The sequence below is a fragment of the Bacillus sp. MN7755 genome (genome assembly GCF_054771475.1).
The window spans coordinates 190,303-209,210 of the sequence record NZ_BTRL01000017.1; the positions used below are offsets into that span (position 1 = coordinate 190,303).

Here is an 18,908-nt window from a genome sequence, read left to right on the forward strand (position 1 = left end):
TTTATCCCCCCGTTTTCTTACGTACAAATAAACTATATTCTACTGGATGATGAAAACTTAATTTACTAGCTAATTTTTGCGAGGGAATATTGTCTACATAACAATCCCAGCATGGTGTAATATCATTTTGTATGCAATGTTTAATGAACCGTGTTGCAACAGCTTGGGCTAATCCTTTCCCTTGATATGCTTTATGCGTCGCAATATCAATTTCAGCAAATCCATTCCCGCTAAATATCGAAACACATTCCGCTACAATTATCCCATCTTGTTCTATACAAAATCCAAAACCATCATTCAAAAACGCTTCAATTGACCCCCAATATTCTTTATAATATTCCTCTGTAAATTCATTGCTTCGTTCTATATTTCTTCTATCAATACGCTTCACTTCATATGTATTTTTGTTACAATCTCGCTCTCTCTCTTCAAAGGTTACTCTTTGAAATTTCATTCGCGGGATGTTCCGAAGTGCATGACTAAAACACCCTTCAATTATCATTTCCCATTCTTCGCTAGAAGTGAAGAGTGTAAATCGTTTTTCTGTTTTTTCAATGGCTGTTTTTATATACGAAAATAAATCTTCGTTATAACTTTCATCTTGCGTATTACCAAATAAATAATAAATGCCGTTAGCTGTAATAATTAGTCCTGCTGTTAACTCCTCGTTTGCAAAAACCTCACCATCTATCATTTGATCACATACCGCATAAGCAAAAGTCGTGGTTCTTGTATCACTTTCTAAAATCGAAAGTACTTGTCTATACTCAGCTACAGATAATTCCCTCATAATTGCTCCACTTTAATCGTATCAGCCTCTATATTTTCAAAACAAAGATTTACCGTTCTCTTTAATGCTCTCGTTCTATGAATCTTGCATGCTGGAATTAAAATAGAATCATTTGGCTTTAATACCACTGTTTCTCCATCTTCAAAATCAATAAGTAATTCTCCCTCTAACACAATAAATAATTCATCCGAATTAGAATGATAGTGCCAATCATATCCACCAGTAAATACGGCGATTCGTAAGCAATGATTATTTATATTTGAGACAACAAAGTTTTTGTGTTGATCTTGAATATCCTTTGTTAATTCTATTAAGTTCACAGTTTCCATCTTTCGTCTCATCCTTTCATTAGTCGTTCTTCTGAAAAACTAACTTAGTCGCCACCACCTCCGCAGTCACCTCCACTATCACCTGAGCTGCTACAATCATTGCTACTATAGTCACCAAATCCACTTGATGAGCTTGAAGCGTACGAAGATTTTTTGCTCCTTTTTCTTTGCTTATCTTTCTTACTTTCATGACTAGGCCATACTGTATCAAAAAATATAAAAAATAAGACTAATTCTATTGCAACAAGGAGAAATTCTAAAATACTCTCAATAATATTAGGAGTTATCTCAAAACTGTAAAACACTCCAAATGAATACATACACAAAATTACATACAGAGCCATACAAATATACCGAAATGTTTTCTCTATCATAATGACTACTTTTTGTGAAAAAGGTATGTTCTGTTCCTGTTTTTTCTTTATATATTTTTGTCTTTTAGCTTGTTTTTGCTTCCTCTTTTTGCTCCCCATCCAATTCCCTCTTTCGACTTCTATTTTTCACTTAATTCCAAATTATCACAAAAAATAACATTATAACAAGCTATATTTCACGTAAAGTTTTGTTTACTTTTTGTAAAGTTTCATTTACTTATTACCTAAAAATGGATATAATGAATGTAACAAATTTACAAAAAGGAGCCTTTGTATATTTGATTAAAAATAAGGTAAAACAATTCCGCGTCGTTAGAGACATCACCCAAGAACAATTAGCTTCCTCTGTTCAAATCACTAGACAATCCCTCATCGCTATCGAGAAGAATAAATACAACCCAAGTTTAGAATTAGCATTGAAATTATGTGAGTTTTTCAACTGTAAAGTAGAAGATTTATTTCAATTAGATAAAACTGGGGAGGAAAAGAATGAAAAATACTTTTAATCAAAAGTTCATTTCACATCTTACTATTTTAGTGTTAGGATCATCTTTTCTTTATTTCAATAGTAATGAAGAAGAAAAGATTAGTTCTGTCCTTCTATTCGCTGGCGTATACATACTCTTGACCTTGATACTATTAGTAGCGAAACGAATATTCTTTAAGAAAAAAAAGAACGATGCAGAGAAATATCCATTACCTGAGATGGATGAAAGAATCGAGAAGATGAGTTTAAAACTTATGGCGCAAATTTTTGGTCTCTCTCATTTAATCGGCTCTGCGATACTATTTATTTTATATATCACTGACAAAAATTCGATGATACGAGTTGAGTATGCCTTGTATTACTTATTCGGCATTCTTTTCTTTACAATGATGTTCGGATTGAGAATTATAAAGAAACTAGACAATTAATTTAAATAAAAAGCCCCTCCTTACGAAAGGAGGGGCTTACATGTATTTCTATTATGATAAAGCAGGAGCTATTTCAAGTAGCTCTTTCGCATCAGCATATTGTAAACCGTGTGCTTCTGCAACTGCTTCGAATGTTACATAGCCATCTAATGTGTTAATACCTTTTAGTAATGCAGTATTGCCTAAGCAAGCATCTTTATAGCCTTTGTTCGCAATTTGTACTGCATATGGTACTGTTACGTTTGTTAATGCAAGAGTTGATGTACGTGGAACCGCACCTGGCATATTAGCAACCGCATAATGAACAACGCCATGTTTTTCGTAAGTTGGGTTGTCATGAGTTGTAATACGGTCAGTTGTTTCGAAAATACCACCTTGGTCAATCGCGATATCTACAACGACAGAACCTGGTTCCATTGATTGAATCATTTCTTCTGTTACAAGTTTTGGCGCTTTTGCACCTGGAATTAATACCGCACCAATAACAAGGTCAGATTCTTTTACAGCTTCTGCGATGTTATATGGATTAGACATTAACGTTTTTACTTGGTTACCGAAAATGTCATCTAGTTGACGAAGACGTTCTGCACTTAAGTCGATGATTGTTACATCTGCACCTAAACCTACTGCAATCTTCGCTGCGTTTGTACCAGCTTGACCACCGCCGATAATTGTTACTTTGCCGCGTTTTACCCCTGGAACGCCTGCAAGTAAAATACCTTTACCACCTTTGTTTTTCTCAAGGAATTGTGCACCGATTTGTGCAGACATACGACCAGCTACTTCACTCATTGGTGCAAGTAATGGTAATGAACGATTGTCTAATTGTACTGTTTCGTATGCAATTGATACAACTTTGTTATCAATTAATGCTTTCGTTAATTCTGGTTCTGGAGCTAAGTGTAAGTATGTGAATAAAATTAAACCTTCACGGAAATAGCCGTATTCACTTGCTACTGGCTCTTTTACCTTCATAACCATATCTTGATTCCATGCTTCTTCAGCAGTTTCAACAAGTTTTGCACCAGCTTGTACGTATTCTTCATCCGTAAAGCCAGATCCTAAACCTGCTCCTTTTTGAACAAAAACTTCATGACCATTTTGTACTAAATGTACTGCTCCCGCTGGCGTCATTGCCACGCGGTTTTCATTGTTTTTAATTTCTGTTGGAATACCGATACGCATTATTAGTTCCCCCTTGAGTTATGAAATGACCCCTGAATCATTTTTTAAAGCGCTTTCTACACTCTTATATTTTAACATAATATCTCAATATTTGACAAAAAATAATACAAGTTTTCCGATAGATTTAATCTTACATTAAAGGACAGTATTATCCGCACCTATCAGCATACAGGATAAACTGTCCAATTATTCGAAACTTCACTTCACTTTATTTTACTCTATCGATGTCTATGAATAACATCAACTGCACCCGTTACTTCAATAATTGTGCCGGTAATCATATCGGAATCGTCCTCACATAAAAACGAAATCGTTCTTGCGATATCTTCGCCTGTTCCAGATCTACCAATTGGTGTGTTATGTTCTTTCAACTGACGTGCTTCCTGAATTGTCGCTTCTTTCATTTCACCAATAATATCACCAGGACATACCATGTTTGCAGTAATACCATACTCTGCTTCTTCGTAAGCAACTGTTTTCGTTAATGAAACAAGTCCTACTTTCGCTGCTGCAAAAGCTGAACGATAAATCCATCCCGGTGCGCTATCTGCCCCTTGGAATCCGTAATTAATAATACGGCCAAAGTTCTGTTTTCTCATAACTGGAACGACAAGTTTCAACAAATGAAACACCGCTGTTAAATTACCCTGAATCATTTCATTCCATTCGTCTTCTTCATAATCGACTAACTTTTTTCGTTCAAATACATATGGACCAGCATTATTAATTAAAAAGTCAATTTTGCCAAAACGGCTTATCGCTTCTTCTACTATTTTATGTAAATCTTCCTTTTTCGTGACATCCGCTTGCACGAATTGTAGACGCTCTTCCACATTTTTATATGTTTCTTTCATCGTTTCCATAGCTGCTATATCGCTATGATATGTTACTGTTACTGAATATCCTTTAGCCAATAACTTTTCTGTTACTTGCTTTCCTAAACCTTTCGTACCGGCTGTAATGAGCGCGTGTCTCACAAACATGCCTCCTTTTAAATTGCTATACTTCATATGTAACAAGTTCTCGCACCAATTACAACTAAAATGAATCAAAACAGAGTTTTCGAAATTCTGTAACGTTTCCGACAAGCACATTACCAAAATTTGTTTTATAATAAAGTTGTAAACAGTAATAAAAATGATTGGGAGGAATTTACTATGAATAATACATATACAAATATTTTAATCGCGGTGGATGGTTCTAAAGAAGCAGAAAGAGCCTTTAAAAAAGCAATTCAAGTCGCAAAACGAAACAACGCAACATTAACAATTGCTCATATCGTTGATGTAAAAGCATACTCAGCAGTAGAAGCTTATAGCCGTGCAATTGCTGAACGTGCAAATCTATTTGCAGAAGACTTATTAGAAGACTACAAAAAAACTGCGCTTGAAGCTGGCCTTGAAAAAATTGAAACTGTATTAGAATTCGGTAATCCTAAATCTAAAATTTCAAAAGAAATCGCTCCAAACCATAAAGTAGATTTAATTATGTGTGGTGCAACTGGTTTAAATGCTGTTGAGCGTTTCTTAATCGGTAGCGTCTCTGAACATATTATTCGCTATGCGAAATGCGATGTCCTTGTTGTTCGTGGTGATGAAGAGCAAGGTGAGCTTTAATTTATAAATAAAAACACCAAGTCCACATGGGCTTGGTGTTTTTCATTTCACATATTTTACTATAAATACAAGACAAACCACAATAACAACAGTAATTGCTAATACATAAGGCGGAAGAAATTTTAAGGACCACAGTGCCATCATGATCGTAGCTACCGTTAAATAAGATTGCTTTGCATCTTCTGTCATTGTTTTACGAAGGAAGAATACATACAAATAACCAATTGGCGGCGTAATAAAGCAAAGAACATATATGATTTTTGATTTCAAATACCATTTTTGTTCTCCAAGTTTCTTTATATCTTCTTCTATTCTCTTATGCTCTTGTTCTCTCGTTTCTCCTACAAGCGGATCTTCCTCTTCTCCTCGCTTTTTTTTCATATAAGGAAGAAAGTGCATGAAAAAATAGTATGCAAATACGAACGCTCCAAATCCAATATTTAATCTTTCTAATGGAATATGTTCACTAAAAAAAGCAGCAATAAGCACTAAAGATAAACAGTACGTCATCATCCAAAATGAACGTTTTCTCTTTTTTCGTTCCATTTCTTTTTATCTTGTACATGTTTTCTTTTCGAAAGCCATATCGAAATACAGCAATCTACTACAAATAGAATAAAGATAAATATCCCGATGTGTACTATTTCTACATCCTCAAATGAAAAGATATTTGGGAATGCAACGTGTAATACAATTAGCGTGTACAAAATTAACCGATACGATAAACTTAACTAAATCTATACAATTCAATCAAATTTACACAAGTTAGTGCTTCATCGTGTTCTCGCAGCCCCAAAGGGACGAGGGGTATAACACTCCACACGAGGCAGTATCGTTACCTCCTATTATCAAGCATTTATTTTACCCATCTTGATAAATTTATCGCAGCATTTATATCCCTATCGTGATGGCTATTGCACCCAACACAGTCCCATTCACGAATCTTTAAACTCCACTGTCCTTCTGGTTGAACTGAATGGTCGTATTTAACTCCGCATGAACAAATCTTGCTTGAAGCGAACCATTTATCAGCTTTTACATACTCAATGCCGTACTTCTCACACTTGTATGATAAACATTGAAAGAAGAAGTTTAATTTTTGAAATGAAAATGCTTTCGATAGTCTTTTGTTTTTTAACAGGTTTGAGATAGATAAGTCTTCCACAACCATCCTCATTGGTTTGGTTTTCACCAATTTAGCTGTTGCTTGATGGATATGGTTATTTCGGATATTCGTAATTTTCCTAGATAACCGCAGGTGCTCAGCTTTCGCTTTTTCATATCCGGCAGATTGAATTTTTACACCTTTTTTAAATCTCCTAGACATATCTCTTTGCGCTGACTTTTTCCTTTTCAAAAGTTTTTTAACCTTAGCATCTTTGTTTATATTTCGTTCTTTCATACCTTTAGAAGCTACAAACAGCTCTTTTAAACCAACATCCACACCAATCGACTCATTGGTTAGTTCTTGTAATTCAAAGTCTTCTTGGAATCCTACACTAATCCACCAGTGACGACCATCAAAGGTAACTCTTGGATTGGATGTTTTTTTGTTTCTTGGTAGTTGTTGGCTTGTTTTTACTTTTCCAATAGACTGAATATGAACTACTTTCTTTCCTATAATCAGTCTTTCATAATTGGCATAAAATCCTTGGATTAAATCTTTTTTGGATTTATAAGAAGTGTGAGAACCATTTTTGTACTTTTTGAACGAATTTTTTCTCGCCGTATCAAAATCTTTTGAAGCCTGTTTGGGAACTTGTGCGTTGATGTCATTTAACCACTCATATCTCTTTCGCTTCTTGATCTTTGTAAATCGTTTCTGTAAAGCTAACTGTGAAACAGATTTTCCAAATAGCTTATAATATCTATCACTCATTCTTTTACAATAGTTATAAGCGAATCTTGCAGCACCAGCATGGTTTCTAAGCACTTTTTCTTGTTCAGGCGTTGGAATCAGTCTGACTTTCTTCGCCAATATCATCAGAATTTAACTCCTTTAATGAAAGATTTGTTCTTCTGAATCGTAGCGTGTTCCACCAGCATTCTCCTTAGACTACTCGGATGCAAACCTGTTAATTCCGATACTTGACTAACTCGTGAAAATTTCATTATTATTCTCACCTCATTGCATTTACCATCATGCATAGGTTCGGTAGATTCAATGAGACTTGATAGATTTAATTAAATTTATCTCGTTCAACTAAGGGCGCAATTCCTTAGCCAGTTCTCTTATGAACTTCTCATGTTTTCACATGAGCGCAGACTATATGTTTATCTACTTAAAGATAGAGGATTTTTCCACCACCATAGGCTTGTGATGTACTCTCGTCAGTTATACGAGATAGTCGTTGAACGTTCATCTTATCCATTTTGACTTAGATGATTCGAGGCGGAAGACCCATTGTTCTAATGTTTAGGATTTAACCTTGCACGATCTGATTGATTTTTTCTGCTTTCGCGACATTCACGCTCGCTATTTCTAGCCACGTTGTAGTTCAATCAGCTTTAGGGATTGCCCACAGTTAACCCTCACTACTAGCCAATCACTTGACTAGCAGGGCTTGCTGATATATTTAATTAACTTTATTTATAATTGGTTAAATAAATCGTAACAGTTAGTTACCCTACAAAATAAATACGTCTCATTTTCCTTCCCTTTCTTATTTCCTAACTTTAGGTTAACATACATTTTTTAGAAATAGACGGACAAAATATATATGTTTAAAAAAGGAGGATGCTACATGGATGATTCTGAACGTATTATTTTAGATGTGAATGGGAAAGAACTCGAAATGCTAGATACAATTCGCGCACATTTTAGAGAAACACATGGAATTGAGCTAAGTAATGGTGCATTGCTGCGAGATTTGATGGATATTGAGTATATTCGAATTACGGAAGATCGACATAAGTATGATTAATTTGGGGCTATAAAAAAAGAAGGTAAGCTTATCTCCATCAGGATTAGCGTACCTTCTTTCCTATCAATTAAATTCCCACAAACTCTCCAACTAATCCTTTCGCCTTCTCCAAAGCTTTTTCAATTTGCTCAAATCCAGTCCCGCCAGCACTGTTACGACGCTTTACAGCTGCATACGGTGAAAGAACTTCATACAAATCTTCTTCAAATAACAAGCTCATTTCTTTATACGTTTCAAGTGGTACATCTAATAAATAAATTCCTTTTTGTGTGCAGTATAACACTAGCTTTCCAACAATTTCATGAGCTTGACGGAATGGGAGTCCTTTGTTTGCTAAGTAGTCAGCAATTTCTGTTGCGTTAGAGAAATCTTGCGTCACAGCTTGCCCCATCTTTTCTTTGTTGACAGTCATCGTCTCTAACATGCCTGCCATAATATGAAGGCAGCCTTCTACTGTTTTTACTGTATCAAACATTCCTTCTTTGTCTTCTTGCAAATCTTTATTGTAAGCGAGCGGTAATCCTTTCATTACTGTAAGTAAACTAAATAAATTACCGTACACTCTGCCTGTTTTACCACGAATAAGTTCCGCCATATCTGGATTTTTCTTTTGTGGCATAATACTGCTTCCCGTTGCGTATTGATCGCTCATTTCAATAAATTGAAACTCTTGGCTACTCCACAAAATAAGTTCTTCGCAAAAGCGTGATAAGTGCATCATGAGCATGGATGAGTTACTTAGGAACTCCAGTATGAAATCACGATCGCTTACTGCATCTAAACTGTTTTCATAGATTCCATTAAATCCAAGAAGCTCCGCACTATATTCTCGGTCAATCGGGAATGTTGTACCAGCTAACGCTCCTGCTCCTAATGGCGACACGTTAATACGCTTTAACGAATCTTCATAACGATTCACATCACGCTCTAACATCCAAAAATAAGCGAGAATATGATGAGCAAATGAAATTGGCTGGGCACGCTGCAAATGCGTATAGCCAGGCATAATGGTTTCAATGTTATTTTCTGCTTGATGAACAAGAACCGTTTGCAATTGTTTTGTAGCTTTTATAATATGTTCTACTTTTTCTTTTAAATATAAATGCATATCAGTCGCTACTTGATCATTACGGCTTCGGCCTGTATGAAGTTTTCCTCCTACTTCGCCGATTTGTTCAATTAACATTTTTTCAATGTTTAAGTGAATATCTTCAGCTTCAACTGAAAAATGCAATTTATTTTGTTTCGCTTCTTTTAATAAATACTGAAGCCCTGCCTTTATTTTCTCTGCTTCTTCTTTCGTAACGATGCCTTGCTTTGCTAGCATCGTTACGTGCGCAATACTTCCCTTTATATCTTGATTTACTAATTGTTGATCGAAGGAGATGGATGCTCCAAACTCTTCAACCCACGCTTCCGCTTCTTCTGTAAAACGTCCGCCCCAAAGTTTGCTCACGCTTCCACCTTCTTTTGATTCACTTGGCTGTATACTTTCGTCGGTAAACCGAATAATGAAATGAATCCAACAGCTGCATCATGATTAAATTCGTCCTGGGCAGTATATGTTGCTAGTTTTTCATCGTATAAAGAGTATTCAGATTTACGTCCTTCTACAATCGCATGGCCTTTAAATAATTTCACACGCACTGTACCTGTTACATTCTTTTGCGTTTCTTGTAAGAAAGCATTCAGCGCTTGTTTTAAAGGTGAGAACCATAAACCGTTATAAATAAGTTCTGTTATTTTCTGCTCAATCATCGGTTTAAAATGCGCTACTTCTTTTACTAGTGTTAAATCTTCAAGTTCCTTGTGCGCCGTAATTAATGTCATTGCTGCTGGGCATTCGTATACTTCACGCGATTTTATACCAACAAGGCGATTTTCTACGTGATCGATACGTCCAACGCCATGTTTTCCAGCAAGTGCATTTAACATTTTAATAAGTTCTGAAAGTGGATATGAAGTACCATTTAAAGTAGTCGGTACGCCTGCTTCAAAACCGATTTCTACAAATTCTGGTTTATTCGGTGTATCTTCTAATGCTAATGTCATCTCATATGCATCTTCTGGCGGCGCTGCCCATGGATCTTCTAAAATGCCACATTCATTACTGCGTCCCCATAAATTTTGATCGATTGAAAACGGGCTATCTAAGTTAATCGGAATTGGTACATTATTTTCTTTTGCATAGGCAATTTCTTCTTCACGTGACCATTTCCATTCACGTACAGGCGCAATTACTTCTAAATAAGGATTTAACGCTTGAATAGAAACTTCAAAACGGACTTGATCATTCCCTTTCCCTGTACATCCGTGTGCAACTGCAGTCGCGCCTTCTTGTTCTGCGATTTCTACTAATTTTTTCGCAATAAGCGGACGAGATAATGCAGAGACAAGAGGATATTTCCCTTCGTATAACGTGTGTGCTTGCATCGCCATCAATGCATATTCATTTGCAAATTCTTCTTGAACATCAATCATATATGATTTAATTGCACCTACTGAAAGTGCCTTTTCTTTTACAAATGCTAAGTCTTTACCTTCCCCTAAGTCTAAACAAAGCGCGATAATATCATAATTCTTCTCTTGTAACCATTTAATTGCAACGGAAGTATCAAGACCTCCGGAATATGCTAATACCACTTTTTTCTTCTCCATTTTGCATCCCCCTAAAGAATAAATATTCATTTTCTTTTATAATAATTCACACTTTAACACCTTTTACAAAATGTATCAAGAGTCATTTTCAAATTTTTTCAAACAATTTCGTCGAACTTCTTTCTGTTTTTATGTACAATATAAGCAGGAAAACGGGGGTGAACTTATGGAAAAGTATTTCTTATACAATGAACATCTAGGAATTGAAATTCCACATTTACAAGAAGACTGGGAAGATATCCCCGAAAAAATGCAACATGCGATTTTATTAAAATGGGAACAAATTCGCGGGAGAATCCCTGATCGTATAAAAGAACTGGAACACTATATAAATGCAAAGCAACATCATTTAAATAACGAAGAAGACTTCGAAATTTCTTGCAAACTTAATTCAGAAATTGCCGATTTCGCTTCCATCATTAATGACCTTTGGCTTTGGTATCGACTCACTCAAAATGTATCTGAGGGAAAAGCACACCAATGAAAAAAGCATGCCCCTCAATTACTTTGGGTCATGCTTTTTTGTCGTAACACGATTTACAATATATCTCTTGTGCTGTTTTTGCCAAACATACATCAAATGGACCTACCAACAGATTTCTCTCCTTAGGCAGTTTTACAAAAGCAACTAGCTCTTCTTCATATTGAATCTTTTTCTGACATGAAACGCATGTTAATTCTTTTCTTTTGAACATGTCTTTTAGCATACCTTCAATCTCTCCTTTATCTATCTATATTAATATACTCTCATAATAGTTAAGACTTGTAAAAAAATGACACATTCTGAATTGAATCATTCATATACTATGTACAAAAGGAGGTCTAAAGCTTATGCGCGCTTTCATTATTATCGCTTTAACTTTTTTAAGTGTGATTAGCTGGGATGCGTTTTTTAAAGATAAAAGTGATGAAAAAGATACAACTGAATAAAACTCATTTTTTCTTACTTATTGGACAAACCGTTAAAAACTGTCCAATTCAGCAAAATAACTTAGGCTTTTCTACAAAAATATTTAAACATAACAATTTTTGTAGATTCCCTCCGTTTATTGTCGGTTTCCATCCGCATACATTTTTTGAAAGTATGATATAATAATATAAATCTTGAAGGAAGGGATTTTGATATCATGATCGCTCGAAGGAGCATGTGGCATCGTATTGACGAATCATACACGTAGCGTATTTTTCAGCTTAGATACTTTAGTCTAGCGAAAAAAATACGAGAGTGGGGAAATTATGATTGCCCGAAGGATAATTTGGCAAAAAAAAGACTCTTCTTACACATAGCGTTTTGTTTAGGACTTAATTGTTACTAACTAAACAAAACAAAGAAGAGCAGGATTGCTAAATGAAGAATCCTACTCCACGTTTTGTTTAGTCGTTTTTAAGACTTAAACTAAAACGAAGGTAGGGAGAATTGATGGACGAGAGGATTATTCGTTATTTCTTCAGCGACATATAGCGTAGTTAGTTTTTTCGTAAACTAACTGAAAGCTACATGTGAGCTCGTAGTTAGTTTACAACACAAAAAGGACTACTAACTACGGAAAGAAGGAATAACGATGAGGAACATCCAAAGTCGACAAATTATTAAAGAAGTTTTTATGGTTTTAATCGGTTCATTTATTTTAGCAGCAGCGCTATATCACATTCACTTCCAAAACCACTTAACAGAAGGTGGCTTTGTAGGTATTGCACTATTCATCCAAAATTTTTATGATATTTCACCATCTATTTCAACTGTAATCATGGATATCCCAATTATTTTACTGTGTGCTTCATTTTTAGGTAGAAAAATGGTTGGTTATTCATTCCTAGGTTCGATTTCATTCGGAGTATTTTATTCTCTTATGGAAAATTATTCTCCATTTACGGTAGATTTATCAAATAATTTATTTGTAGCTGCAATAGTTGGCGGTGCGTTAGCTGGTATTGGACTCGGTTTTATATTGCGATTTGGCGGTGCAACCGGTGGAGACGATATTTTAACAATTGTAATAAGTAAACGAACTCGCTTTACAATTGGGCAAATTTTCTTCGTCTTTGACGCGATTGTTCTTGCGCTTTCATTATATTATTTAAATTGGACAGAAATTGCTTTCACTATTCTTTCGATTGCTATACAGGCAAAAACATTGGATTTAATTTATTATCCAAAAGCAGAAAAAACAGCAGAAAAGCAACCAGTATCTGTTCCAATGCCAAAAAAACATGCAACAAATTAAAAAAGCGAAAGGCTTCGGCCTCTCGCTTTTTTTATGCTCTTTTTTCTTTCTCGACTATATGGCGCACTTGATAAAATCTATTAGCAAATTCAGTAACGTTTCTTGTTAAACGATAATTCACTGTAGACCCAATTGCTATCCCAATTACCGGAATACCTTGGAATAATTTACGACGAAGAGCATAAATCGAAAATGTTTTCAAAATTTGTTTTAATATAACTTCAGTAGAAGCTGGTTGTAACACCGCTTCATCTCCTTCATAGAAGAATGAATCTTCTTGCTCTAGCTCTTGCAATAAATTGTACCATGCGTATTGCTGAAGTCTTCCTGGTAGTAATGACGCATGAAATACCTTTAACGCAAGCATCATTTCATAAGGCTTGTTCACATCATGACCAAATGACGTTGCAATAAGTTGGACAGCCTTCACATTTAATGCGATCATAACCGGAAAATCAGCCGTTAATAATAATAAACCTCCAGCACCCGTTGCTCCGCCTTGCACGAATGAATATAGGCGATGACGTGCTGTTTGCTGCTCTGCTATGTATGTTAATTGATCAATAGATAATGCTTTCAAATCTTCTAGTTGCTCAATCGATTCATCAAATAATCTCGATGTTCCTAAAATACGATTACGCGCATCTAACTGTGATTGTGAACTTTGGATCAATGCATGCAAATGAAAGAGCCATCCATCTGCTTTCGTAAAAAAATCTTTTCGTTTTTTCTCAGGCAATTTTGCAATTGTATTATGTACCCATTTATCAAACATTTTTTGAAAATCAGTCGCCTCTTGCTCAACTAATTGCAATTCCCATTCTTTTATATTGTCTAAAATGGCTTGTTCTCGCTTCGATCGCATCGTAACAACCACCTCGTTCGATTTTTTTCTATTGTAACATATTTCCGCTTATTCTTTGCAAATTTGCTTGTCTATCTTCATTCACATACCATTTTTTAATGGCATAAAATATTAACAAAAAGGATGAGATGAATCACATGAATCTATCCAATATAAAAAAAGAATATAATGCCGTATTCAGCTTAGGACAAAACTGTTGGCCTGCTTGGGCGTTATATCAATTCGGATTATCACCATTTTTTGGCGTTATTGATTTTATGTTAAGCCCTTCATTAGAAAAAGTGAACTTATTATTACAAAATCGATTTGACCGTTTTTTACATTTCGAAAACTTATCCTTCATCTCATTTTGGGATGATGCTGCCAAATTAAGACTAAGGGACAACCTATATGAAATCGATTCCTGTCACGATTTTAAAACAGATGTAAACACACCAACTTCTTGGCCTTCTTATTCAGAAATCAAGCTAAATTATGAGCATCGAATTACTCGTTTTCTAACTACAATTGAAATAGAAAAATCCATATTGTTTATTCGGACTGGAGGAACATACGAAGAAGCACGATCTCTGGAACAAATTTTATCTCAACTAGTCAAACATAAATTCTCCGTCCTATTACTGATTCCTGCGGATGTAACAACTGTCACCCAAGAAGATTGGGGATTACAAAATATTTGCGTTATAAAATGCCCTATTATGGATGTATACCAATACAATGAAGGATTTTGGAATGACTTATTTGATGGGATCTCAATTAGACCGCACGCTTAAATACACGACACTTTTTATCAAGCAATACATTATAATCATCCTTATACAAAATAAATAAGGAGTGATTCTATATGTATCCACGTGCAAAAGCATTCGGTCTTGCCACACATCACGGTCGCCTTCTCGTACAAGAATATCATACAGGCGATGAAACGTATTACCGACCTCTTGGCGGCTCAATTGAACTTGGTGAACAATCAGCACATACCGTTATTCGTGAATTTAAAGAAGAGCTTCATACAGAAGTGGAAATCACCAATTATTTAGGCTGCTTAGAAAACATCTTTCAGCTAGATGAGGAAATTGGTCATGAAATCATTCAGCTATATTCTTTACGCTTATTAGACACATCACTATATGAAATGGAAAAAGTGAATATACAAGATGAACAAACAGTATCGTATGCGAAATGGATTCCCGTTACAGCATTCATTCAAAAAGAGAAAGCACTATATCCAAATGGAATTTTGAAATATCTCCAACAGAAAAAAGACGAAATCCTATAGGATCTCGTCTTTCTTTTCATATAGTATATTAACCAATATCTCCAAGACGTAGTACGTCACGAGCGATCATAACTTCTTCGTCAGTTGGAATTACGATAATTTTTACTGGAGAATGTGGGAAGCTGATAAATGCTTCTTCACCAAATACGTTATTACGTTTTACGTCGAAGTATACGCCCATGTACTCAAGGCCTTCTAATACGCGCTCACGAATAATTGCACTGTTTTCCCCTACACCAGCTGTGAAGATGATTGCGTCTACACCTTTCATACGAGCAGTGTAAGAACCGATGTATTTGTGGATACGGCTTACGAATACATCAAGTGCTACTTTCGCACGGTGGTCGCCTTCTTCTTCTTTCGCAATAATGTCACGTAGGTCACTAGAGTAACCAGTAAGACCTAACATACCACTCTTCTTGTTTAATACGTTAACTACTTCTTCTACTGTTTGGCCTGTTTTTTCCATGATGTATGGAATTAACGCAGGGTCAAGGTTACCAGAACGTGTACCCATTGTTACACCAGCAAGTGGAGTGAAGCCCATAGAAGTATCGATAGATTTACCGCCTTCTACTGCTGCGATACTTGCACCGTTACCTAAGTGACAAGAAAGTAAGCTTAAGCTTTCAAGTGGACGACCTAATAGTTCAGCCGCACGCTCAGTTACGTATTTATGAGAAGTTCCGTGGAAACCGTATTTACGGATGCCGAATTTTTCATAGTACTCATATGGTAAGCTGTATAGGAATGCAGATTCCGGCATTGTTTGGTGGAATGCTGTATCGAATACTGCTACTGCTGGTACGTTTGGTAATACTTCTTGGAATGCTTTAATACCAACAATGTTTGCTGGGTTATGAAGTGGTGCTAAATCGCTTAATTCTTCGATATCAGCTAATACTTCATCAGTAATTAAAACAGAGTCAGCAAATTTTTCGCCGCCGTGAACAACACGGTGACCGATACCGCCAATCTCGTCTAGAGATTTAACGATTCCGTTTTCAGTTAATTTTTTAAGAAGCATATTAACTGCTACTGCGTGATCTGGAATGTTTGTAATTTCTTTTTGTTTTTCGCCATCTACAGTAATAGTGAAGATACTATCTTCTAAACCGATACGTTCTACTAAACCTTTTGTTAATACTGTTTCACTTGGCATTTCAAATAATTGGAATTTTAAGGAAGAGCTTCCTGCGTTAATCGCGATGATTTTTGACATCTAGTCTTTCGCCCCTTTTTCTCTTGGTAGTTGTGTGGATGTTTCCACAAACCGCTCGATTTTATCTAATTAAATTTACTAAATATGAAAACGTTTCATCATTAGCAAATTTTATACTCACGATTTTAATTTAAACATCGTACGACATATATTTCAAGTGAAAAAATTGTAACACCAAGAAAAAAAATATATTACAGATTTCAAAAAAATTCAGTTAAATCTTGTATATATTTAAAAATATGACATATCATATAAAACTGTACTACATGAATTACTAACCCTGTTACATATACCCGGCCTTATTTATGCGTTGCAAACCAAGTATTTAATTGGTCCATAATGTCCTCCATCGCCTTCATGTTGGAGAATTTAGGTAACTCCACTAATAACGCCTGTTTTGGCATCGTTACACTAGGGCCTTTCTTTTGGAGAACAAATATACTTTTTGCATTTTTCTCGTTTTTAAACATGGAAACAGGTAGTTGCAATAGTCCTTGAATAAAACATGTTTCTTTAATAAATGCATGTAATTTTGGTGCTTGATCACTTTCAAAAATGAAGTTTGGTACTAAGAAGAATAAGTATCCGCCTTCTTTCGTATGTTTCACACTTTGTTCAATAAATAAGTGATGTGCATACGACATTCCTTCATCTGCTTTTAACTTATATTCACTTGCACCGATCTCATTTGGATAATAACCAATCGGTAAGTCTGAAATAACTGCATCAACTGGATCGATATAAAGTGGCGCTAGTCCATCTTGATGGAAGAATTCGATTGCATGCTTTTGTAAATTCGCATTTACTAAAGCAAGTTTAATTAGCACTTCATCCACTTCTACACCAAATCCACTCATTGTTAGTTCTTCTTTGGCGCTATTAAATACGGTAATCATTAAGTTACCTGTTCCAATTGCAGGATCTAAAACAGTGATTTCGTTTTTCCCTTGCATAAATTTATGGAATAAGTAGCTCATGAACATACCAACTGCATCAGGCGTCATTTCGTGATTCGCTTGTACGCCTTCTTTCATTCCTTTTAAAATGGCTAACTGAAATGCTTTACGAATTTCTTCACCTTTATATGTTTCTTCATTAAACGTACTATATTCACGATTCAGCCTTTCAATTGCTGATTCGGATAATTCCTCTTGTAAAATCGCTCCTTCAAACAAGTTATCCCCTGTTTCTACAAGCGCCTCTAAATATGTTACATCTAATTCTTTACGTAAAACTACCGCAGAAGAATCAAAAATAGAAAATAATGTTTCCACTGTCTGACTCACGTACATTCCTCCTTCTCTCTTTTACACATAACTTATATCATACCACAAAGTGATTTTTTCCAAAAAGAAAAAGCGACCTCCTGTCAAGAGCTCCCCTTTTAATTATATATGATATAACGTTTTTTCTCATATATTGGTACCATTACGCAGCAATATATGAGAAAAAACGACCTCTTTATAAGAGGTCATTTTCTTCACATTACTTCGCAGATTTTGCTGCTTCTAATGCTGCTTCATAGTTTGGATGGCTTGTACCTTCATTTACGTATTCTACGTAAACTACTTTGTCATTGCTATCTACTACGAATACTGCACGAGCAAGTAAACGAAGTTCTTTCATTACTAAGCCGTAAGCTTCACCGAATGAAAGGTCGCGGTGGTCAGAAAGTGTAACAACATTTTCTAAACCGTTTGCTGCACACCAGCGTTTTTGAGCGAATGGTAAATCAGCGCTAATTGTTAATACTTTTGCGTTTTCAATACCTGCTGCATCTTGGTTAAAACGACGTGTTTGTGCATCACACACACCTGTGTCGATTGAAGGTACAACACTAATTAATTTTACTTCGCCTTTGTATGTTTCTAAACTTACTGGAGATAAGTCATTTGCTAATACTTGGAAGTTTGGCGCTTGATCGCCAACTTTAACTTCTGTTCCAACTAAAGTCATTGGATTACCTTTAAAAGTTACGTTTGCCACTTGAGAATCCTCCCTTATTTAAACAAAATATGTACAATGTAAATGATAGTTTGTCCCTATCGATAATGCAAATAAAATCGCTTTATTTACAAAAAAATTAAAGAAGCTAATCTATTGATTAGCTTCTTTGTTCGTTAAATTTGAAATTCAGGATCGTCTTCTTTTCGTTTATCCATCATTTCCTTCACTTTATCAACAGCTTGTGGCGCTAATTCAATTATTTTATCGATGACATGTGTTTGCTTATCTAAATGCAACACTTTTACACCTTCTCCATTTATAACAAGAAAAGCAACAGGATTAATAGAAACTCCTCCACCGCTTCCCCCGCCAAATGGATGACGGCCTGAATGTTCTACTTTACCAAATTCACTTCCACCAGCAGCAAATCCGAAACTAACTTTCGAAACAGTAAGAATTACACTTCCATCTGCCGCTTTAATTGGGTCACCAACAATTGTATTTACATCAGTCATTTGTTTTAAATGCTGCATTGCAGTTGTCATTAAACCTTGAATTGGATGGTCCATTCTATATCCC

22 protein-coding genes and 1 pseudogene are annotated in these 18,908 nt (G+C 35.5%); 8 read left to right on the forward strand and 15 right to left on the reverse strand.

The annotated features are described in order from the left end of the window. Window position 1: 1 nt before the first annotated feature. Genes ACYVEC_RS20195 through ACYVEC_RS20205 form a run of 3 tightly spaced genes read right to left on the reverse strand, consistent with a single transcriptional unit; the run spans window position 2 to window position 1,592 of the window. Window positions 2–790 carry a GNAT family N-acetyltransferase gene (locus ACYVEC_RS20195; RefSeq protein WP_336448078.1) on the reverse strand — a complete coding sequence of 263 codons (789 nt, stop codon included), beginning with the start codon at window positions 788–790 and terminating at the stop codon, window positions 2–4. Further along, complete coding sequence (locus ACYVEC_RS20200; RefSeq protein WP_063224705.1) at window positions 787–1,119, reverse strand: cupin domain-containing protein; 333 nt, start codon at window positions 1,117–1,119, stop codon at window positions 787–789. The genes ACYVEC_RS20195 and ACYVEC_RS20200 overlap by 4 nt, the downstream gene beginning before the upstream one ends. Before the next feature lie 44 nt (window positions 1,120–1,163). After that, window positions 1,164–1,592, reverse strand: a complete 429-nt coding sequence (locus ACYVEC_RS20205) for a hypothetical protein (protein WP_063224704.1) — start codon at window positions 1,590–1,592, stop codon at window positions 1,164–1,166. Between the two features lie 131 nt (window positions 1,593–1,723). Between ACYVEC_RS20205 and ACYVEC_RS20210 the strand changes: the two genes are divergently transcribed. Together ACYVEC_RS20210 and ACYVEC_RS20215 are read left to right on the forward strand one after the other, a co-directional pair. Next, window positions 1,724–1,999 carry a helix-turn-helix transcriptional regulator gene (locus ACYVEC_RS20210; RefSeq protein WP_063224703.1) on the forward strand — a complete coding sequence of 92 codons (276 nt, stop codon included), beginning with the start codon at window positions 1,724–1,726 and terminating at the stop codon, window positions 1,997–1,999. Further along, window positions 1,983–2,408: a hypothetical protein gene (locus ACYVEC_RS20215; RefSeq protein WP_063224702.1), complete on the forward strand. Its 426-nt coding sequence runs from the start codon at window positions 1,983–1,985 to the stop codon at window positions 2,406–2,408. The genes ACYVEC_RS20210 and ACYVEC_RS20215 overlap by 17 nt, the downstream gene beginning before the upstream one ends. 51 nt (window positions 2,409–2,459) lie before the next feature. Here ACYVEC_RS20215 and ald read toward each other — a convergent pair whose 3' ends face one another. Then, window positions 2,460–3,593: an alanine dehydrogenase gene (gene ald / locus ACYVEC_RS20220; RefSeq protein ID WP_098556255.1), complete on the reverse strand. Its 1,134-nt coding sequence runs from the start codon at window positions 3,591–3,593 to the stop codon at window positions 2,460–2,462. A 218-nt stretch (window positions 3,594–3,811) separates the two neighbouring features. Beyond that, the gene (locus ACYVEC_RS20225) at window positions 3,812–4,603 is read right to left on the reverse strand and encodes an SDR family oxidoreductase (protein ID WP_098556269.1); all 792 of its coding nucleotides are present in this window, start codon (window positions 4,601–4,603) and stop codon (window positions 3,812–3,814) included. Window positions 4,604–4,750: 147 nt separating this feature from the next. Between ACYVEC_RS20225 and ACYVEC_RS20230 the strand changes: the two genes are divergently transcribed. After that, window positions 4,751–5,209, forward strand: coding sequence for a universal stress protein (locus tag ACYVEC_RS20230; RefSeq protein WP_001066681.1), 459 nt, complete (start codon window positions 4,751–4,753; stop codon window positions 5,207–5,209). A gap of 42 nt (window positions 5,210–5,251) precedes the next feature. Here the strand turns inward: ACYVEC_RS20230 and ACYVEC_RS20235 are convergent. Beyond that, window positions 5,252–5,916 (reverse strand): annotated as a pseudogene (locus ACYVEC_RS20235) (hypothetical protein). A gap of 149 nt (window positions 5,917–6,065) precedes the next feature. Continuing rightward, window positions 6,066–7,193 (reverse strand): RNA-guided endonuclease InsQ/TnpB family protein, encoded by a 1,128-nt coding sequence (locus tag ACYVEC_RS20240; protein WP_460508052.1) that lies wholly within the window; start codon window positions 7,191–7,193, stop codon window positions 6,066–6,068. A gap of 760 nt (window positions 7,194–7,953) precedes the next feature. Here ACYVEC_RS20240 and ACYVEC_RS20245 point away from each other — a divergent pair. Next, on the forward strand, window positions 7,954–8,133 hold the full coding sequence (locus ACYVEC_RS20245; protein ID WP_063222499.1) for a hypothetical protein: 180 nt from the start codon (window positions 7,954–7,956) through the stop codon (window positions 8,131–8,133). Window positions 8,134–8,200: 67 nt separating this feature from the next. Here the strand turns inward: ACYVEC_RS20245 and argH are convergent, their stop codons facing one another. Then, the gene (gene argH / locus ACYVEC_RS20250; protein WP_063222498.1) at window positions 8,201–9,589 is read right to left on the reverse strand and encodes an argininosuccinate lyase; all 1,389 of its coding nucleotides are present in this window, start codon (window positions 9,587–9,589) and stop codon (window positions 8,201–8,203) included. Beyond that, complete coding sequence (locus ACYVEC_RS20255) at window positions 9,586–10,791, reverse strand: argininosuccinate synthase (RefSeq protein ID WP_063222497.1); 1,206 nt, start codon at window positions 10,789–10,791, stop codon at window positions 9,586–9,588. The genes argH and ACYVEC_RS20255 overlap by 4 nt, the downstream gene beginning before the upstream one ends. Window positions 10,792–10,957: 166 nt before the next feature. Between ACYVEC_RS20255 and ACYVEC_RS20260 the strand changes: the two genes are divergently transcribed. Further along, a complete protein-coding gene (locus tag ACYVEC_RS20260) occupies window positions 10,958–11,275 on the forward strand; it encodes a hypothetical protein (protein WP_063222496.1) in 318 nt (105 codons plus the stop codon). Between the two features lie 28 nt (window positions 11,276–11,303). Here the strand turns inward: ACYVEC_RS20260 and ACYVEC_RS20265 are convergent, their stop codons facing one another. Continuing rightward, complete coding sequence (locus ACYVEC_RS20265; protein ID WP_060632527.1) at window positions 11,304–11,498, reverse strand: hypothetical protein; 195 nt, start codon at window positions 11,496–11,498, stop codon at window positions 11,304–11,306. A gap of 855 nt (window positions 11,499–12,353) precedes the next feature. Here ACYVEC_RS20265 and ACYVEC_RS20270 point away from each other — a divergent pair. Next, window positions 12,354–13,016 carry a YitT family protein gene (locus tag ACYVEC_RS20270; RefSeq protein ID WP_063222495.1) on the forward strand — a complete coding sequence of 221 codons (663 nt, stop codon included), beginning with the start codon at window positions 12,354–12,356 and terminating at the stop codon, window positions 13,014–13,016. Window positions 13,017–13,047: 31 nt separating this feature from the next. On the opposite strand, the gene ACYVEC_RS20275 is transcribed toward ACYVEC_RS20270, so the two are convergent. Next, the gene (locus tag ACYVEC_RS20275) at window positions 13,048–13,881 is read right to left on the reverse strand and encodes an EcsC family protein (RefSeq protein ID WP_063222494.1); all 834 of its coding nucleotides are present in this window, start codon (window positions 13,879–13,881) and stop codon (window positions 13,048–13,050) included. Between the two features lie 137 nt (window positions 13,882–14,018). Between ACYVEC_RS20275 and ACYVEC_RS20280 the strand changes: the two genes are divergently transcribed. Together ACYVEC_RS20280 and ACYVEC_RS20285 are read left to right on the forward strand one after the other, a co-directional pair. Continuing rightward, window positions 14,019–14,654, forward strand: a complete 636-nt coding sequence (locus ACYVEC_RS20280; protein WP_063222493.1) for a DUF1796 family putative cysteine peptidase — start codon at window positions 14,019–14,021, stop codon at window positions 14,652–14,654. 71 nt (window positions 14,655–14,725) lie between these two features. After that, window positions 14,726–15,160 (forward strand): NUDIX hydrolase, encoded by a 435-nt coding sequence (locus ACYVEC_RS20285; RefSeq protein WP_063222492.1) that lies wholly within the window; start codon window positions 14,726–14,728, stop codon window positions 15,158–15,160. Between the two features lie 28 nt (window positions 15,161–15,188). On the opposite strand, the gene ackA is transcribed toward ACYVEC_RS20285, so the two are convergent. The 4 genes from ackA to ytfJ form a co-directional block, all read right to left on the reverse strand. Next, window positions 15,189–16,382, reverse strand: a complete 1,194-nt coding sequence (gene ackA, locus ACYVEC_RS20290) for an acetate kinase (protein WP_000034570.1) — start codon at window positions 16,380–16,382, stop codon at window positions 15,189–15,191. 299 nt (window positions 16,383–16,681) lie between these two features. Continuing rightward, a complete protein-coding gene (locus ACYVEC_RS20295) occupies window positions 16,682–17,668 on the reverse strand; it encodes a class I SAM-dependent methyltransferase (protein WP_063222491.1) in 987 nt (328 codons plus the stop codon). Window positions 17,669–17,867: 199 nt separating this feature from the next. After that, window positions 17,868–18,368 (reverse strand): thiol peroxidase, encoded by a 501-nt coding sequence (gene tpx / locus ACYVEC_RS20300; RefSeq protein WP_060632534.1) that lies wholly within the window; start codon window positions 18,366–18,368, stop codon window positions 17,868–17,870. Between the two features lie 134 nt (window positions 18,369–18,502). Continuing rightward, window positions 18,503–18,898 carry a GerW family sporulation protein gene (ytfJ, locus tag ACYVEC_RS20305; RefSeq protein ID WP_000350005.1) on the reverse strand — a complete coding sequence of 132 codons (396 nt, stop codon included), beginning with the start codon at window positions 18,896–18,898 and terminating at the stop codon, window positions 18,503–18,505. Between the last annotated feature and the right edge of the window lie 10 nt (window positions 18,899–18,908).

What these genes read in the sequence shown, in the direction of transcription:
- ACYVEC_RS20195 (WP_336448078.1), bottom strand. Translation starts at nt 790, where the DNA reads ATGAGGGAATTATCTGTAGCTGAGTATAGACAAGTACTTTCGATTTTA.
- ackA (WP_000034570.1), bottom strand. Translation starts at nt 16,382, where the DNA reads ATGTCAAAAATCATCGCGATTAACGCAGGAAGCTCTTCCTTAAAATTC.
- ACYVEC_RS20265 (WP_060632527.1), bottom strand. Translation starts at nt 11,498, where the DNA reads ATGCTAAAAGACATGTTCAAAAGAAAAGAATTAACATGCGTTTCATGT.
- ACYVEC_RS20270 (WP_063222495.1), top strand. Translation starts at nt 12,354, where the DNA reads ATGAGGAACATCCAAAGTCGACAAATTATTAAAGAAGTTTTTATGGTT.
- ACYVEC_RS20205 (WP_063224704.1), bottom strand. Translation starts at nt 1,592, where the DNA reads ATGGGGAGCAAAAAGAGGAAGCAAAAACAAGCTAAAAGACAAAAATAT.
- ACYVEC_RS20210 (WP_063224703.1), top strand. Translation starts at nt 1,724, where the DNA reads ATGGATATAATGAATGTAACAAATTTACAAAAAGGAGCCTTTGTATAT.
- ACYVEC_RS20285 (WP_063222492.1), top strand. Translation starts at nt 14,726, where the DNA reads ATGTATCCACGTGCAAAAGCATTCGGTCTTGCCACACATCACGGTCGC.
- ytfJ (WP_000350005.1), bottom strand. Translation starts at nt 18,898, where the DNA reads ATGGACCATCCAATTCAAGGTTTAATGACAACTGCAATGCAGCATTTA.
- ACYVEC_RS20215 (WP_063224702.1), top strand. Translation starts at nt 1,983, where the DNA reads ATGAAAAATACTTTTAATCAAAAGTTCATTTCACATCTTACTATTTTA.
- ald (WP_098556255.1), bottom strand. Translation starts at nt 3,593, where the DNA reads ATGCGTATCGGTATTCCAACAGAAATTAAAAACAATGAAAACCGCGTG.
- ACYVEC_RS20200 (WP_063224705.1), bottom strand. Translation starts at nt 1,119, where the DNA reads ATGGAAACTGTGAACTTAATAGAATTAACAAAGGATATTCAAGATCAA.
- ACYVEC_RS20275 (WP_063222494.1), bottom strand. Translation starts at nt 13,881, where the DNA reads ATGCGATCGAAGCGAGAACAAGCCATTTTAGACAATATAAAAGAATGG.
- ACYVEC_RS20260 (WP_063222496.1), top strand. Translation starts at nt 10,958, where the DNA reads ATGGAAAAGTATTTCTTATACAATGAACATCTAGGAATTGAAATTCCA.
- ACYVEC_RS20240 (WP_460508052.1), bottom strand. Translation starts at nt 7,193, where the DNA reads ATGATATTGGCGAAGAAAGTCAGACTGATTCCAACGCCTGAACAAGAA.
- ACYVEC_RS20230 (WP_001066681.1), top strand. Translation starts at nt 4,751, where the DNA reads ATGAATAATACATATACAAATATTTTAATCGCGGTGGATGGTTCTAAA.
- ACYVEC_RS20280 (WP_063222493.1), top strand. Translation starts at nt 14,019, where the DNA reads ATGAATCTATCCAATATAAAAAAAGAATATAATGCCGTATTCAGCTTA.
- ACYVEC_RS20245 (WP_063222499.1), top strand. Translation starts at nt 7,954, where the DNA reads ATGGATGATTCTGAACGTATTATTTTAGATGTGAATGGGAAAGAACTC.
- ACYVEC_RS20225 (WP_098556269.1), bottom strand. Translation starts at nt 4,603, where the DNA reads ATGAAGTATAGCAATTTAAAAGGAGGCATGTTTGTGAGACACGCGCTC.
- ACYVEC_RS20255 (WP_063222497.1), bottom strand. Translation starts at nt 10,791, where the DNA reads ATGGAGAAGAAAAAAGTGGTATTAGCATATTCCGGAGGTCTTGATACT.